Source organism: Pseudomonas reidholzensis, assembly GCF_900536025.1.
GTDB lineage: Bacteria > Pseudomonadota > Gammaproteobacteria > Pseudomonadales > Pseudomonadaceae > Aquipseudomonas > Aquipseudomonas reidholzensis.
Window position 1 is genome coordinate 187,817 of record NZ_UNOZ01000039.1, and the last position, 15,687, is coordinate 203,503.

The 15,687-nt window shown below is 66.6% G+C and carries 13 protein-coding genes; 8 read left to right on the top strand and 5 right to left on the bottom strand.

What is annotated here, in order from left to right; all coding sequences use genetic code 11:
• Positions 1-81: 81 nt before the first annotated feature.
• A complete protein-coding gene (locus CCOS865_RS27395) occupies positions 82-981 on the bottom strand; it encodes an energy transducer TonB (RefSeq protein WP_119146821.1) in 900 nt (299 codons plus the stop codon).
• Between the two features lie 91 nt (positions 982-1,072).
• Positions 1,073-2,026 (bottom strand): glutathione synthase, encoded by a 954-nt coding sequence (gene gshB, locus CCOS865_RS27400; RefSeq protein ID WP_119146823.1) that lies wholly within the window; start codon positions 2,024-2,026, stop codon positions 1,073-1,075.
• Between the two features lie 192 nt (positions 2,027-2,218).
• On the opposite strand from gshB, the gene CCOS865_RS27405 reads away from it, so the two are divergent.
• The 7 genes from CCOS865_RS27405 (at position 2,219) to trhA (ending at position 11,774) form a co-directional block, all read left to right on the top strand.
• Complete coding sequence (locus CCOS865_RS27405) at positions 2,219-2,620, top strand: response regulator (protein ID WP_119146825.1); 402 nt, start codon at positions 2,219-2,221, stop codon at positions 2,618-2,620.
• Between the two features lie 46 nt (positions 2,621-2,666).
• On the top strand, positions 2,667-3,032 hold the full coding sequence (gene pilH, locus CCOS865_RS27410; RefSeq protein WP_119146827.1) for a twitching motility response regulator PilH: 366 nt from the start codon (positions 2,667-2,669) through the stop codon (positions 3,030-3,032).
• The gene (locus CCOS865_RS27415) at positions 3,029-3,583 is read left to right on the top strand and encodes a chemotaxis protein CheW (RefSeq protein WP_119146829.1); all 555 of its coding nucleotides are present in this window, start codon (positions 3,029-3,031) and stop codon (positions 3,581-3,583) included. Before pilH ends, CCOS865_RS27415 begins: the two co-directional genes overlap by 4 nt.
• 10 nt (positions 3,584-3,593) lie before the next feature.
• Positions 3,594-5,654, top strand: a complete 2,061-nt coding sequence (locus CCOS865_RS27420) for a methyl-accepting chemotaxis protein (protein ID WP_119146831.1) — start codon at positions 3,594-3,596, stop codon at positions 5,652-5,654.
• 10 nt (positions 5,655-5,664) lie between these two features.
• Positions 5,665-10,566 carry a hybrid sensor histidine kinase/response regulator gene (locus CCOS865_RS27425; protein ID WP_119146832.1) on the top strand — a complete coding sequence of 1,634 codons (4,902 nt, stop codon included), beginning with the start codon at positions 5,665-5,667 and terminating at the stop codon, positions 10,564-10,566.
• On the top strand, positions 10,559-11,020 hold the full coding sequence (locus CCOS865_RS27430; RefSeq protein ID WP_119146834.1) for a chemotaxis protein CheW: 462 nt from the start codon (positions 10,559-10,561) through the stop codon (positions 11,018-11,020). The genes CCOS865_RS27425 and CCOS865_RS27430 overlap by 8 nt, the downstream gene beginning before the upstream one ends.
• 136 nt (positions 11,021-11,156) lie before the next feature.
• The gene (trhA, locus tag CCOS865_RS27435; protein WP_119146836.1) at positions 11,157-11,774 is read left to right on the top strand and encodes a PAQR family membrane homeostasis protein TrhA; all 618 of its coding nucleotides are present in this window, start codon (positions 11,157-11,159) and stop codon (positions 11,772-11,774) included.
• Between the two features lie 7 nt (positions 11,775-11,781).
• Here trhA and CCOS865_RS27440 read toward each other — a convergent pair whose 3' ends face one another.
• The 3 genes from CCOS865_RS27440 to CCOS865_RS27450 form a co-directional block, all read right to left on the bottom strand.
• Positions 11,782-12,501 (bottom strand): 16S rRNA (uracil(1498)-N(3))-methyltransferase, encoded by a 720-nt coding sequence (locus CCOS865_RS27440; RefSeq protein ID WP_119146838.1) that lies wholly within the window; start codon positions 12,499-12,501, stop codon positions 11,782-11,784.
• A gap of 34 nt (positions 12,502-12,535) precedes the next feature.
• Positions 12,536-13,942 carry an adenosylmethionine--8-amino-7-oxononanoate transaminase gene (locus CCOS865_RS27445; RefSeq protein ID WP_119146840.1) on the bottom strand — a complete coding sequence of 469 codons (1,407 nt, stop codon included), beginning with the start codon at positions 13,940-13,942 and terminating at the stop codon, positions 12,536-12,538.
• A gap of 81 nt (positions 13,943-14,023) precedes the next feature.
• A complete protein-coding gene (locus CCOS865_RS27450) occupies positions 14,024-14,515 on the bottom strand; it encodes a hypothetical protein (RefSeq protein ID WP_119146842.1) in 492 nt (163 codons plus the stop codon).
• A gap of 202 nt (positions 14,516-14,717) precedes the next feature.
• Here CCOS865_RS27450 and CCOS865_RS27455 point away from each other — a divergent pair.
• The coding region (locus CCOS865_RS27455; protein ID WP_119146844.1) for a flavin monoamine oxidase family protein at positions 14,718-15,687 on the top strand (970 nt) is incomplete at its 3' end.

Sequence of the window (15,687 nt, forward strand, 5' to 3'; positions counted from 1 at the left end):
GCGGCAAGCGGCAAGGAAAAGCGGGTTCGGCGCAGGCCGTCTGTTTCTTGTCGCTTGCAGCTCAACGCTTGCAGCTGCCCCTCAGTTGCTCGACAAGCGGTCGCCGCGGGCAAAGCGCCAGGTGCGGATGATCTCCAGCCGGTCGAACTCGGCCATGTCCCCGGTAAACGGTGCAAACGGCGCCGCCAGGCGGACGATGCGCTGCGCAGCCTGATCCAGCAAGGGCTGGCCGGACGACTCCAGCACCAGCACCTCGAACAGCGAACCGTCACGGTTGATCGAGACCATCATCCGCAGGTTGCCGTAGATCTGCTGGCGGCGGGCTTCATCGGGGTAGTTGAGGTTACCCACCCGCTCGACCTTCTTGCGCCATTCTTCTTTGTACCAGGCGCCCTTGTCGCGCAGGGTCGAGGCGGCATTCAGGCGGTGGATCTTCGGCCGCTTGGCGTACAGCTGCTGCTCGTTGGACAGCTCCGCTTCGAGGCTGGCGATCTGGCTCGACAACTGCGAGCTGTCGAAATCCGGGGTCGCGGCCGCGGGTTTGGGCTGGGCCTTGGTTTCCTTGGGCTTGGGCTCGACCTTCTGCACCTTGGTGGCCTGGGTGGCCACCGCGGCTTTGTGCGGCGCAGGCGGGGTTTCGACCTTGGCTGCGGGCGGCGGCGTGACCTTGTTGATCTTGCTGTCCTGGAACGGTGCCAGCTCGGTGGTCGTCGGTACCGCCTTCTTGTCCAGGGTGCCACTGCCCTGCTGGTTGTCCTGGGCCTGGAAATCGGCCTTCTCGGGCGCTTTCTCGCTCTTGAAGGTGGCCAGGGTGATGTCCATGGTGTGGCGGATTTCGCTGGGCTTGACCACGCTGAAGCCGACCCCGAGGATCAGCGCCAGGTGCACCAGGGCAGCCAGAAACAGGGTAAAGCCGAGCCGGTCCACCGGGCGAACGCGGGGTGGCAACAGGTCGGCAGGGATGTCGGCGGGCAGCGTCATCAGGTATCCAGCAACCGCAAAGCGGGGCAGCAGGTCAGGATTGAAAGACCGGCATCATACCCCACTCGGCGGTTTTGCTCCGCGTCGGTGGTCAGCGTGCTTTGAGCTTGCGATCAATGGCGTCCATCAGTTGCGCGCCAATCTGCGTGCCGAAGGCGTTGTCGATCTCGCGGATGCAGGTCGGGCTGGTCACGTTGATTTCGGTCAGGTGCTCGCCGATCACGTCCAGGCCAACGAACAGCAGGCCCTTCTCGCGCAGGGTCGGGCCGACCTGGGCGGCGATCCAGCGGTCGCGCTCGGTCAACGGGCGAGCTTCGCCACGCCCGCCGGCGGCCAGGTTGCCGCGGGTCTCGCCGCTGGCTGGGATGCGCGCCAGGCAATACGGCACCGGCTCGCCGTCGATCATCAGGATGCGCTTGTCGCCGTCCTTGATCGCCGGCAGGTAGGCCTGCGCCATGATCTGCTGGGTGCCCAGCGCGGTCAGGGTCTCGAGGATCACCGACAGGTTGGGGTCACCCACACGGTGGCGGAAGATCGACGTGCCGCCCATGCCGTCCAGCGGCTTGAGGATGACGTCGCCATGCTCGGCGGCGAAGGCGCGGATGATGTCCGGACGGCGGCTGACCAGGGTCGGCGGGGTGCACTGTGGGAACAGCGTGGCGAACAGCTTCTCGTTGCAGTCACGCAGGCTCTGCGGCCGGTTGACCACCAGCACCCCAGCGGCTTCGGCCTGCTCCAGCAGGTAGGTGCTGTAGACGAACTCCATGTCGAACGGCGGATCCTTGCGCATCAGGATCACGTCGAGGTCGCTCAGCGGCGCGTCGACTTCCGCCTCCAGCTCGAACCAGTGCGCCGGGTCGGCGAACACCTTCAGCGGGCGCAGCTTGGCCCGCGCCACGCCGGCGCTCTGGTACAGGTCCTGCTGCTCCATGTAGAACAGCGTCCAGCCGCGCTCCTGGGCCGCCAGCAACATGGCCAGCGAGCTGTCCTTCTTGTAGGAGATGGACGCGATGGGGTCCATGACAATCCCGAGGCGAACGCTCATGGGTGGGTCCTCTTGGCGGCGCTTGGCCGCGATGGCTGGAAAGAAAAGTGGCTCAGGGTGGCGCCGCACGCGTGGATGGTCAAGGGGTGCGGCAGATGGAATGCCTACAAGGAGTGTGCTAAAAATGCCTGCACAGGCCTTCGGGCGATTTGATCGCGGGGCAAGCTCGCGATAAGCGGACTCAACGCACTTATGGAACAACCCCTGAAGGTGATGGTGATCGACGATTCCCGCACGATCCGCCGCACCGCCCAGATGCTGCTGAGCGAGGCTGGCTGCGAGGTGATCACCGCCAGCGACGGCTTCGATGCACTGGCGAAGATCGTCGACCATATGCCGCGGATCATCTTCGTCGATGTGCTGATGCCGCGCCTCGACGGCTACCAGACTTGCGCGGTGATCAAGCACAACAGCGCATTCAAGGACACCCCGGTCATTTTACTGTCGTCCCGCGATGGCCTGTTCGACAAGGCGCGCGGGCGGGTGGTCGGGTCCGACCAGTTCCTCACCAAACCGTTCAGCAAGGAAGAACTGCTCGACGCGATCAGGGCCCATGTGCCCGAATTCGCCGCGCACGAACAACACGCACCCTGACCCTGCCCGCCATGGCGGCGTCACTTTTCCTTCATGGGGAAACAGCATGGCCCGAATTCTGATTGTCGACGACTCGCCGACAGAGTTGTACAAATTGACCGCGCTGCTGGAAAAGCACGGCCATCAGGTCCTCAAGGCCGAAAACGGCGCCGACGGCGTCGCCTTGGCCCGCCAGGAGAAGCCCGACGCGGTCCTGATGGACATCGTCATGCCCAACCTGAACGGCTTCCAGGCGACCCGTCAGTTGTCCAAGGACCCTGATACTAACCATATTCCGGTCCTGGTGATCACCGCCAAGGACCAGGAAACCGACCGTATCTGGGCAACCCGCCAGGGCGCGCGTGGTTTCCTCACCAAGCCGGTGGAAGAAGACGCCCTGATCGCCAAGCTCAAAGAAGTGCTCGGGGCTTGACCACCCGCCCCCAGGGCGCGTCGCTGACCGCCTTCGAGTTGCTGCTGGATATCGATCGGCGTTGCCGCCTGCTGGTGGCCGATCAACCCTTGCAGGACAGCCGCCTGCAACAGTGGAGCGGCATTGGTTTTCGGGTGGCCCGGCAGTGGTTCGTGGCGCCCATGGTCGAAGTCGCCGAAGTCCTGCGCGAGCCGCGCAGTAGCCGTGTGCCCGGGGTGCAGCCATGGGTCTGCGGGATGGCCAACCTGCGCGGTCGGCTGTTGCCGGTGATGGACCTGGGCAGCTTTTTCGGCCTCGGCCCGATCGCCCCGGGCAAACAGCGGCGGGTGCTGGTGCTGGACCACGAAGACCTGTTCGCCGGGTTGCTGGTGGACGAGGTGCTCGGCCTGCAGCACTTCACCCTCAGCAGCCTCGACCTGTCGCCGCCGCAGCCACTGCTGGCGGCCGCCGCGCCCTTTGTCCAGGGGCATTTCCCGCGGGAACACAACTGGGCGATCTTCAGTCCGTTCGCCCTGGCCCAAGCGCCGGGTTTTCTCGATGTAGCGTTGTAGAGGATCGACCGTGAACAAGCCCGCCAGCCCCGTCACTCCACCTGCCGTGACGCCGCGTATCCGCAGCAGCGCGCAGATCACCGTGCTGTTCGTGGTGCTGATCCTGTCGATCATCCTGCTGTTCGCCAACTTCGCCTACCTCAACACCCAGTCCAACTACGACAAGCAGTACATCGGCCATGCCGGCGAGTTGCGCGTGTTGTCTCAGCGGATCGCCAAGAACGCCACCGAGGCGGCGGCCGGCAAGGCCTTGGCGTTCAGGTTGCTGTCCGATTCGCGCAACGACTTCGAGCGCCGCTGGGGCTACCTGCGCGAAGGCGACAAGGCCACCGCGTTGCCTGCGGCGCCGGCGAAGGTGCGCGACGAGATGGAAGCCGTGCGCCAGGACTGGGAGAACCTGCGCAAGAACACCGACACTATCCTGGCCAGCGAGCAGACCGTGCTGTCGCTGCACCAGGTGGCCGCGACCCTGGCCGAGACCGTGCCGCAATTGCAGGTCGAGTACGAAAAGGTCGTCGAAATCCTCCTGCAGAGCGGTGCGCCCGCCAGCCAGGTGGCCGTGGCCCAGCGCCAGCTGCTGCTCGCCGAACGTATTCTCGGCTCGGTCAATACCGTGCTGGCCGGTGACGACACCTCCGTGCAGGCGGCCGATGCCTTTGGCCGCGATGCCAGCCGCTTTGGCCAGGTGCTCGAAGGCATGCTCGGCGGCAACCCGGCGATCCAGGTGACCCGGGTCGAGGACGCCGATGCCCGTGCCCGCCTGGCGGAAATCGCCGAGCTGTTCCAGTTCGTCGCCGGCAGTGTCGATGAAATCCTCGAGACCTCGCCTGAACTGTTCCGCGTGCGCGAGGCCGCCAGCAACATCTTCAGCCTGTCGCAGACCCTGCTCGACGAGGCTTCGCACCTGGCCAACAGCTTCGAGAACCTGGCCAACGGGCGCACCCTGGATACCGTCGGCGGTTATGTGCTGGGCCTGATCGCGCTGGCCTCGATCATCCTCATCGGCTCGGTGATGGTCCGCGCCACCCACCGTCAGCTGCGCGAAACCGCCGAGAAGAACGAGCGCAACCAGCAGGCGATCATGCGCCTGCTCGACGAGATCGAGGAGCTGGCCGACGGCGACCTGACCGTGACGGTTTCGGTCACCGAGGACTTCACCGGGGCGATTGCCGACTCGATCAACTATTCGGTCGACCAGCTGCGCGACCTGGTCGCCACCATCAATCACAGCGCCGTGCAGGTGGCCGCCGCCGTGCAGGAAACCCAGAACACCGCCCGCCAGCTGGCCAAGGCCTCGGAGCACCAGGTCGAGCAGATCAGCGAAGCGTCGCTGGCGGTCGGCGACATGGTCGAGTCGATCGACCGGGTGTCGGGCCACGCCTACGAGTCGGCCAAGGTCGCCGCGCGTTCGGTGGCGATCGCCAACAAGGGCAACGAGGTGGTGCACAACACCATCCATGGCATGGACAACATCCGCGAGCAGATCCAGGACACCGCCAAGCGGATCAAGCGTCTGGGCGAGTCTTCGCAGGAGATCGGTGACATCGTCAGCCTGATCGATGACATTGCCGAACAGACCAACATCCTCGCGCTCAACGCGGCGATCCAGGCTTCGCTGGCCGGCGAGGCCGGGCGCGGCTTTGCCGTGGTCGCCGACGAAGTGCAGCGCCTGGCCGAGCGCTCCTCGTCGGCCACCCGGCAGATCGAGGCGCTGGTGCGCACGATCCAGACCGACACCAACGAAGCGGTCATCTCCATGGAGCAGACTACCGCTGAAGTGGTGCGCGGCGCGCGCCTGGCCCAGGACGCCGGGGTAGCCCTGGCCGAGATCGAAGGGGTGTCGCAGACCCTGGCCGATCTTATCCACAGTATTTCCGATGCCGCGCAGCTGCAGACCTCGTCGGCCGGGCAGATCTCGCACACCATGGCGGTGATCCAGCAGATCACCGCACAGACGTCTGCCGGCTCCGGCGCCACCGCCGACAGTATTCGTCACCTGGCGCGGATGGCCAGCGAGATGCGCCGTTCGGTTTCCGGTTTCACCCTGCCGGCCCCCGCCGAGCCGCGTTGAGGAATTGACCATGGCCTCTGCAGCCGTAAGCCCCGAGCGCCACGACACGGTCGCCCTGGCGTGGACCAAGGCGCCCATCCTCGATTGCCTGGCGCAGGCGCGCCAGGCCCTCGAGCGATTCGCCGGCGACCCCAGCGACCTGGCCATGCTGGCGTTCTTCGTCGACCACCTGCACCAGGTCCACGGCTGCCTGCGCATGCTCGAACTGCGCGGCGCGACACGCCTGGCCGAGGAGCTGGAGCTGCTCGGACGGGCCATGGCCGAGGGCCAGATCACCCCGCGTGGCGACTGCCTGGGCGCCATGTTCCGCGGCCTCGAGCAGTTGCCGCCGTACCTGGAGCGGCTGCGCGGCGCACGCCACGACCTGCCCCTGGTGATGCTGCCGCTGCTCAACCGACTGCGCGAGTGCCGGGGTGTCGAAGCCCTGGCCCAAGGCAGCCTGATGGGCGAAGCCGCGCAGCGCCTGGCGGGGGCCGCCGACCTGGCTGATCTCGACCTGTCGCTGGGCAACTGGCGCGAGCAGTTGCAGGCCGGCCAGGGCCGCGATGCCCTGCGCTCGGTGGTGAGTGCACTGTGTGATGACCTGATGCGGATCAAGGATTGCCTGGACCAGTTCGTGCGCGGCGACCAGACCCGCGAGCAGCTGGACGCGCTGGTCTCGCCGTTGCGCCAGGTCGCCGACACCCTCGCGGTGTTGAATTTCCAGCAACCGCGGCGGGTCATCATCGACCAGGTGCTGGCCCTGCAAGCCCTGGCCCAAGACCAGCAAGCGGTCGACGACGCGCTGCTGATGGACGTCGCCGGCGCCCTGTTGTACGTCGAAGCGACCCTCAACGGCATGGTCGGCCCCCTGGAAGAAAGCGGCCAGGGCAGCATGCCCGGCTCGGACCTGGCGCAGATTCGCCACTTGGTCCTGAGCGAGGCCGTGTCGGTCTTGCAGCAGGCCAAGGACCTGATCGGCGACTGCCTCGAGTCCGGCTGGCCGCGGCAGCGCCTGCAAGCTTTGCCGGGGCTGCTGCACCAGGTGCGCGGGGCGCTGGCGATGCTCATGCTGCCGGCGGCCGCCGAGCTGTTCGGCGGTGCCGCCGGCTACGTCCAGGGCTGGCTGGCGCACCTTGAACAAGAGCCGCCGCTCGATGAACTGACCCACCTGGCCGACGCCCTCAGCGCCGGCGAGTGCTACCTGCAATGGCGGCTGGCCGACCCACTGGCGGATGCCCAGCCGTTCATCGAAATGGCCCGTACCAGCCTGGCCGCGCTGGGCGTGACCTGCCGCCAAGGGGCCGTGCCCGACGAGGTCGAGGAGATCGACGCCGAGCTGCGCGAGGTGTTTCTCGAAGAGGCCAGCGAGCTGCTGCCGGACATCGAGCGCCACTGGCTGCGCTGGCGTGCCGACAACAGCCTGCGCGATGCCCTGATCGAAGTCCGGCGCGCCCTGCACACGCTCAAGGGCAGTGGCCGGATGGTGCATGCCCAGGCCCTCGCCGAGCTGGCCTGGAGTGCCGAGCACCTGATCAATCGGGTGCTCGAGGGGCGCTTTGCCCTGGCAGCCGAAGGCGTGGTGGCCTTGCAGCAGGTGTTCGTGCGCCTGCCTGACCTGCTCGCCGACTTTGCCGTCGGCCACCTGCCGCCGTTGAGCGACATCGAACCGTTGTCCACCCACCTGCATGCCCTGGCCAACAACGAAGCCCGCGCGCTGCCCGAGGCCGGCGGCCTCGACCCGCAACTGCTGGAGATCTTCCGCAACGAAGCCCAAGGGCACCTGGCCAGCCTCGAGGCGTTTCTGCAGGCCAGCGAGGGCCACGACACGCCGGTCAGCGACAGCCTGCAGCGCGCCCTGCATACCCTCAAGGGTAGCGCGGCGATGGCCGGGGTCATGCCGATCGCCGAACTGGCCACCGCCTTCGACCGCCTGGCCCGCGAATACAAAGGCCACCAGTTGTTGCTGCAACTGGCCGAGATCGACTGGCTGGAAGCCGGCAGCACCCTGTTCCAGCTGGGCGTAGGCCAACTCGACAGCACGCCGTTGGCGGCCATCCCTGGTGCCACCGAACTGATCGAGCAGGTTGGCCAAGGGGTCGATGAGCGCCTGGCGAGCCTGCAGGACGAACCCCATCACAGCCGCCGCAGCCGCCGTGATCCGCAGGCGATCGTGCGCTTTCTGGCCGAGGGCATGGACAGCCTGCTGGATGCCGAGTCGTTGCTGTTGCGCTGGCAGGAGCAGCCGAGCCAGCGCGGTCAGCTGGAAGGTTTGCTCGACGCCCTGACCAGCCTCGGCCAGGGCGCGCATCTGGCGGACCTGTGGCAGGTGGACGAGGTCTGCGAAGCGCTGCTCGACCTCTATGGCGCGGTGGAGGAGGGCAGCCTGGCGGTTGACCGGCGGTTCTTCAGCCAGGCCCAGCAGGGCCATGATGTGTTGATCGACATGCTCGACGAGGTCGCGGCCGGGCAGGAAGTGACGGCGCGTCCGGAGTGCCTCGATGGCCTGCGGGCACTGCTCGACAGCGCCCTGGCACCGGATGCCATGGGGCTGGTCGGGCAGGACGGGGTCACCCTGCTACCGTCGCTCGAAGCGCCGGCCGAGCCCGCGCAGGAACCCGACAGCCCGGGCGACCAGGAGCTGCTCGACGTCTTCCTCGAAGAAAGCTCGGACATCGTCGAGAGCTCCGCCGCTGCGCTGGCGCGCTGGCAGGCCGACCCGCGCAGCAGCGTCGAGGTCGAGACCCTGCTGCGCGACCTGCACACGCTCAAGGGCGGGGCGCGCATGGTGCAGATCGCGGCCATCGGCGACCTTGCCCACGAACTGGAATTCCTCTACGAACTGCTCGCCGCCGGGCGCCTGCCGGCGAGCCCGGCGCTGTTCGCCCTGCTGCAGAACTGCCACGACCGGCTGGCGCACATGCTCGATGCGGTCCGCCTCGGCCAGCCCCTGCATGCGGCCACGGCGCTGATCGACTATATCCGCAACTTCAGCAGCGCTGCCCTCACCGACAGTGCCGCCGGCCAGGCCCCGGCCACCAGCAGCGCTGACCCGGCGGCCGTCGAAGCCCCGGCGAGCCTCCCCGAGCGGGCCCCGGGCGACATGGTCAAGGTCGACGCCGAGCTGCTCGACGACCTGGGCAACCTGGCGGGCGAGCACTCGGTGATTCGCGGGCGCATCGAACAACAGGTCAACGACGCCCAGTTCGCCCTCAACGAGATGGAAACCACCCTCGAACGGATGCGCGACCAGTTGCTGCGCCTGGACATCGAGACCCAAGGGCGGATGTCCAGCCGCTCGCCGTTGGAGGGTGACGCCTACGACGACTTCGACCCGTTGGAGATGGACCGCCATTCACAGTTGCAGCAGCTGTCGCGGGCGCTGTTCGAGTCGGCCTCGGACCTGCTCGACCTGAAAGAGACCCTGGCCCAGCGGGCGCAGGAAGCGCAGGGCCTGCTGCAGCAGCAGGCGCGGGTCAACAGCCAGTTGCAGGAAGGCCTCACCGCGACCTTGATGGTGCCTTTCGAGCGGCTGGTGCCGCGCTTGCAGCGGGTGGTCCGGCAAGTCGCCAGCGAGCTTGGCAAACAGGTCGAGCTGGTGGTCGGCAACGCCGAAGGCGAGCTCGACCGCAGCGTCCTTGAACGCATGGTCGCGCCGCTCGAGCACATGCTGCGCAACGCCGTCGACCATGGCCTGGAGTCGCGCGAGGCACGCCTGGCCGCGGGCAAGCCGGAACTCGGCACGATTCACCTGAACCTCCTGCACGAAGGCGCCGACATCGTCATCGAGATGAGCGACGACGGCGCCGGCGTGCCGTTGCAGGCGGTCCGCGACAAGGCCATCAAGCGCGGCCTGCTCGATCCGCAGGCGCGCTTGAGCGACCACGAAATCCTCCAGTTCATCCTCCGCCCGGGGTTCTCCACGGCAGAGAAGATCACCCAGATTTCCGGGCGCGGGCTGGGCATGGACGTGGTCCATGAAGAGGTCAAGCAACTCGGTGGGGCGATGAGTATCGAGTCGAGCCCGGGCAAGGGCGCGCGCTTCCTGATTCGGCTGCCGTTCACCGTGTCGATCAACCGCGCATTGATGGTGCACCTGGGCGAGGAGCAGTACGCGATCCCGCTCAATACCATCGAGGGTATCGTGCGCGTGCCCCCCGCCGAACTCGCCACCTGCTACCAGCTGGACACGCCGCGCTATGTGTATGCCGGCCACGCCTATGAGCTGCGCTACCTCGGCGAGCTGCTCCAGGGCGGCAGTGCCCGGCCGAGCCTGCTCGGCCAGAGCGTGCCGCTGCCGGTGGTGCTGCTGCACTCGCATGAAGCCTCGTTCGCGATCCAGGTCGACAGCCTGTCGCCGAGCCGCGAGATCGTGGTCAAGAGCCTGGGCCCGCAGTTTGCCGCGGTGCCGGGGCTGTCTGGGGCGACCTTGCTCGGTGATGGCCGGGTGGTGCTGATTCTCGACCTGCTCGGTCAGTTGCGCGGCCAGCAGCGCCGTCTGGCACGCCTGCCAGCGGGCAATGACAGCCAGCGCCTGTTGTTGGGGCCAGCGCCCCGTCAACGCTTGTTGGTGATGGTGGTGGACGACTCGGTGACGGTGCGCAAGGTCACCAGTCGCCTGCTCGAACGCCACGGCATGAGCGTGCTGACGGCCAAGGACGGGGTCGATGCCATGGCCCAGCTCGAGGAACACCGGCCGGATGTGTTGCTGCTGGATATCGAAATGCCGCGCATGGACGGTTTCGAGGTGGCCACCCGGATCCGCCGCGACGAGCGCCTGAAAGACCTGCCGATCATCATGATCACCTCGCGCAGCGGGCAGAAGCACCGCGACCGGGCCATGGCCATCGGCGTCAACGAGTACCTCGGCAAGCCGTACCAGGAATCGCTCCTGCTGCAGAGCATCGCCCATTGGAGCCAGCCCCATGCTTGACCATATTGCCGGCCAGCGCAGCAGCCTGACCGGGCTGCTGTTGCCCTTGGGTGACCGCACCCTGGTGTTGCCCAACGTGGCCGTGGCGGAACTGTTCGGCCAGCGCACCTTGTCGTGCCAGATCGGCGAGCCGGCCTGGCACCTCGGTTGGATCGACTGGCGTCAGCAGCGTTTGCCGCTGATTGGCTTTGAAGCCGCGTGTGGCGGCCAGACGGTGTGCGGCGAGCGCGCGCGGATCGTCGTGCTCAATGCGCTGGGGGACACCGGCCTGCGCTACCTGGCGCTGTTGCTGCAGGACATCCCGCGCTCGTGCAAGCTCGACAGCCAGCTGAACTATGTCGATGTGCCGCTGGCCGAGCTGGAGCTGGCGGCGGTGCAGGTGGGCGAGCAGGTGGTGCGGGTGCCGGACCTGGCGGCGCTGGAGCGCATGGTGCGCGAAGCTGAGCTTCGCTAGCCTCAAGTTGTAAGCTTGAAGCGGCAAGCTGATCTGAGTGGGCGCGGGATCGGTGCACTGATTGTATAGGCGCCGCCTGGCTTAACTTGAGGCTTGCAGCTTGAAACTTGCAGCTGCCAAAGAGGTCAGTGTCTGCATGTATTACGGTGAACGCTTCAACGCCTGGACCCACTTGGTCGGTGCCATCCTTGCCGCTATCGGCGCCCTCTGGCTGATTGTCACGGCCGGGATGCAGGGCGATCCGTGGAAGATCGTCAGTTTCTCCATCTACGGCGGCACGCTGCTGCTGCTCTACAGCATCTCCACCCTCTACCACAGCACCCGCGGCCGGGCCAAAGTGATCATGCGCAAGCTCGATCACCTGTCGATCTACCTGCTGATCGCCGGCAGCTACACCCCGTTCTGCCTGGTCAGCCTGCGCGGGCCCTGGGGCTGGAGCCTGTTCGGGGTGGTCTGGGGGCTGGCGGTGATCGGCATGCTGCAAGAGATCAAGCCGCGCTCCGAAGCGCGTGTCCTGTCGATCATCATCTATGCGCTGATGGGCTGGATCGTGCTGGTTGCGGTCAAGCCCCTGCTGAACACCCTCGGCACCGCCGGCTTCGCCTGGCTGGCGGCGGGCGGGGTGTTCTACACCGTCGGCATCATCTTCTTCGCCTTCGACAGCCGCTTCCGCCATTGGCACGGCATCTGGCACCTGTTCGTGATCGCCGGCAGCCTGCTGCACTTCATCGCGGTGTGCTTCTACGTGCGTTGAGCCGCCGTCAGAAATCGCCCCACAGTTGCTGCGCCACCGACAACGCCACTACCGGTGCGGTTTCGGTGCGCAGCACGCGTGGGCCGAGGCGGGCCGCTTGGAAGTCGGCGGCCTTGGCCTGGTCGACTTCGGCATCGCTCAAGCCGCCCTCAGGGCCGATCAGGAACGCCAGGCGCGCTGGGCGCGGGTGGCTGGTCAGCGGCGCGGCGACCGGGTGCAGGACCAGCTTGAGGTCGGCCTCGGTGGCTTTCAGCCACTCGGCCAGGGTCAACGGCGGGTGAATCACCGGCAGGCTCGAGCGGCCGCACTGTTCGCAGGCGCTGATTGCCACCTGGCGCCAGTGGGCCAGGCGCTTGTCGGCGCGTTCATCTTTAAGGCGCACTTCGCAGCGTTCGCTGACGATCGGGGTGATTTCGCTGACGCCCAGCTCGGTGGCCTTCTGGATGGCCCAGTCCATCCGCTCGCCGCGCGAGAGGCCCTGGCCGAGGTGGATGTGCAGCGGCGACTCGGCCTGGCCGGGGAGGGCCTGATCGAGGCTGACGCGGACGCTTTTCTTGCCGACGTCGAGCAGTTGGCCGAGGTATTCCTGGCCGCTGCCGTCGAACAGTTGCACGGCGTCGCCAGCGGCCATGCGCAGCACGCGGCCGATGTAATGGGCCTGGGCCTCGGGGAGGTCGTGCTCGCCGATGGACAGGGGGGCGTCGATGAAGAAACGGGACAGTCGCATGGTTCAGCTCTAAAAGTGTGTGGCGAGGCCGGGGCTAGCCCGGATCGCGGAAGTCGGGGTGGAAATTGGCCGGTACGGCCACGCTGACACTGCTGCGGGTGGCGATGTCGATGCCTTCGCTGGCCACCTCGGCGAGGAAGTCGATCTGCTCCGGGGTGATCACGTACGGCGGCAGGAAGTACACCACGCTGCCCAGCGGGCGCAGCAGGGCACCGCGGCTCAAGGCATGCTCGAAGACCTTCAGGCCACGTCGCTCCTGCCACGGATAGGCCGCCTTGGTGGCCTTGTCCTGCACCATCTCGATGGCCAGGGCCATGCCGGTCTGGCGCACCTCGGCGACATGCGCATGATCGGCCAGGTGCGCGGTGGCGCTGGCCATCCGTGCCGCCAAGGCTTTGTTGGCCTCGATCACGTTGTCCTGCTCGAAGATATCCAGGGTCGCCAGCGCTGCGGCACAGGCCAGCGGGTTGCCGGTGTAGCTGTGCGAGTGGAGGAAGGCACGCAGGGTCGGGTAGTCGTCGTAGAACGCCTGGTACACGTCATCGGTGGTCAGGCAGGCGGCCAGTGGCAGGTAACCGCCGGTCAGCGCCTTGGACAGGCAGAGGAAGTCCGGGCGGATGCCGGCCTGCTCGCAGGCGAACATCGTCCCGGTGCGGCCGAAACCAACGGCGATCTCGTCATGGATCAGGTGCACGCCATAGCGGTCACAGGCCTCGCGCAGCAGCTTGAGGTACACCGGGTGGTACATGCGCATGCCGCCGGCGCCCTGGATCAACGGCTCGACGATCACCGCCGCGACGCTCGCGTGGTGCTCGGCGAGGGTCTGCTCCATGGCCAGGAACATCGTCCGCGAGTGCGCCTCCCAGCTCACCCCTTCGGGGCGCAGGTAGCAGTCCGGGCTGGGCACCTTGAGGGTGTCCAGCAGCAGCGCCTTGTAGGTCTCGGTGAACAGCGGCACGTCGCCCACCGACATCGCCGCGATGGTCTCGCCGTGGTAGCTGTTGGTCAGGGTGACGAAGCGCTTCTTCTCTGGCTGACCTTTGTTCAGCCAGTAGTGAAAGCTCATCTTCAGTGCCACTTCGATGCACGAAGAACCGTTGTCGGCGTAGAACACCCGGTCCAGCCCGGCGGGCGTCATGGCCACCAGGCGCTCGGACAGTTCGATCACCGGCTGATGGCTGAAACCAGCCAGGATCACGTGCTCGAGCTGGTCGACCTGGTCCTTGATGCGCTGGTTGATACGCGGGTTGGCGTGGCCAAACACGTTGACCCACCAGGAACTGACCGCATCCAGGTAGCGCTTGCCCTCGAAGTCCTCGAGCCAGACCCCTTCACCGCTCTTGATCGGGATCAGCGGCAGCTGTTCGTGGTCTTTCATCTGGGTGCAGGGATGCCACAGGACCTTGAGGTCGCGTTGCATCCACTGATCGTTGAGGCCCATGGGCACTTCTCCTGGCGGCGCGGCTTGGTTTGACCGCGTAAGCCTAAGCAAAGGTGCCGGGCATCACAACCGTGTTCGCGCTCAATGGCGCACCGCGAGCCGCCAGCTGAAGGCAGGAATGTGCACGGTGCCCGCCTGGGTGGTGGAGATGGTCAGCTTGCGAAAGGGCCCGAGCAGCAGTTGGCGGGTCGGGCTGCTGGCATACACGCCGCGGATGAACTCGGTGCCCAACTGCCCGGACAGGGTCAGCCAGTAGGCGGCCGGCGGGTCGAACAGCGTCGCGTCGAGGCCCAGGTATTCGCACTCGAGGCGGTCTTCCTCACTCAGCCAGTCACAATCGCTGACCACGTAGAACTCCAGCATCAGGCAGTCGACCTCGTGGCCGAAGTCGATCTGCAGGTCGTTGTTCTCACCGATCACCAGCTCGGTCCCGGAGTCGCCCCTGAAGGCATCGTAGAAACCGGCGAACGAGGTGCAACTCGAGGTGATGCTCAAGCCGCTGGCGCCCTGCCAGATGTCATGCGGCCTGAGATCGCGCGGTGTGACGCTGGCGAAGTGTTGATGGTGGTCCATGGCGGGTTTTCCGGTGAAGCTTCGACCCCTGCACCCTCTACCCAATCGGGCGCACCTGGCAACTGACAAAAATGCCAGTTGTGTAAACGACTTGTTGTCGCTCCGCTGGCAGGGTGCCCAAGGGTGACGTATTCTTAACGCATCATCTCTGGGGCGTTCTTCCCCACCCTTAATCGACCTATTTCAACCGGAGTTCGCCGACATGGCTGCTGCTTGGGTGCGCCTGTGCGCGTTGGTATTGATCGGTGTTACCAGCGCCGCCGCGCTGGCGAAAGACAAGACACCTACGGCAATCGTCGTCGGCGGCGGGCTGGCGGGGCTGACCGCCGCCTACGAGCTGCAGAACAAGGGCTGGCAGGTCACCCTGCTGGAAGCCAAGTCGGGCATGGGCGGGCGCTCCGGCCTGGCCACCAGCGAGTGGATCGGCAACGGCAAGGCGCAGCCGGTGCTCAACCAGTACGTCGACCGTTTCAAGCTCGACACCCTGCCAGCGCCGGAATTCGTCCGCAGCCCCGGCTACCTGATCGACGGCGAGTACTTCAATGCCGCCGACCTGACCGCCAAGCAGCCGGCCACCGCCGAGGCGCTCAAGCGCTACGAGAAGACCCTCGACGACCTGGCCCGGTCGATCGATGACCCGCTCAACCCGCAGGCGACCAGCACCTTGTTCGCCCTCGACCAGATCAACGTCTCCACCTGGCTCGACAAGCTGCAGCTGCCCGCGACGGCGCGTCAGTTGGTCAACCAGCAGATCCGCAGCCGCTACGACGAGCCGTCGCGCTTGTCGCTGCTGTATTTCGCCCAGCAGACTCGCGTCTACCGCGGCGTCAGCGACCGCGACCTGCGCGCCGCCCGCCTGCTGGGTGGCAGCCCGGTGCTGGCGCAGGCCTTCGTCAAGCAACTGAAGACCATCAAGACCAGCTCGCCGGTCACCGCCATCGTCCAGGACAAGGACGGCGTCACGGTCAAGGTCGGCAGCGTCGGCTACCAGGCGGACTACCTGGTGATGGCCGTGCCGCTGCGCGCCCTGGGCAAGATCCAGATGACCCCGGGCCTGGACAACCAGCACCTGGCGGCCATGAAAGGCACCAACTATGGCTGGCGTGACCAGCTGATGCTCAAGTTCAAGCAGCCCGTGTGGGAAAGCCGCGCGCGGATGCCGTGCAGGTCGT

Excerpts from the sequence above, each read along its gene's own strand:
- pilH (WP_119146827.1), top strand. The coding sequence starts at position 2,667 with ATGGCCCGAATTCTGATTGTCGACGACTCGCCGACAGAGTTGTACAAA.
- CCOS865_RS27405 (WP_119146825.1), top strand. The coding sequence starts at position 2,219 with ATGGAACAACCCCTGAAGGTGATGGTGATCGACGATTCCCGCACGATC.
- CCOS865_RS27430 (WP_119146834.1), top strand. The coding sequence starts at position 10,559 with ATGCTTGACCATATTGCCGGCCAGCGCAGCAGCCTGACCGGGCTGCTG.
- gshB (WP_119146823.1), bottom strand. The coding sequence starts at position 2,026 with ATGAGCGTTCGCCTCGGGATTGTCATGGACCCCATCGCGTCCATCTCC.
- CCOS865_RS27425 (WP_119146832.1), top strand. The coding sequence starts at position 5,665 with ATGGCCTCTGCAGCCGTAAGCCCCGAGCGCCACGACACGGTCGCCCTG.
- CCOS865_RS27395 (WP_119146821.1), bottom strand. The coding sequence starts at position 981 with ATGACGCTGCCCGCCGACATCCCTGCCGACCTGTTGCCACCCCGCGTT.
- trhA (WP_119146836.1), top strand. The coding sequence starts at position 11,157 with ATGTATTACGGTGAACGCTTCAACGCCTGGACCCACTTGGTCGGTGCC.
- CCOS865_RS27450 (WP_119146842.1), bottom strand. The coding sequence starts at position 14,515 with ATGGACCACCATCAACACTTCGCCAGCGTCACACCGCGCGATCTCAGG.
- CCOS865_RS27445 (WP_119146840.1), bottom strand. The coding sequence starts at position 13,942 with ATGGGCCTCAACGATCAGTGGATGCAACGCGACCTCAAGGTCCTGTGG.
- CCOS865_RS27440 (WP_119146838.1), bottom strand. The coding sequence starts at position 12,501 with ATGCGACTGTCCCGTTTCTTCATCGACGCCCCCCTGTCCATCGGCGAG.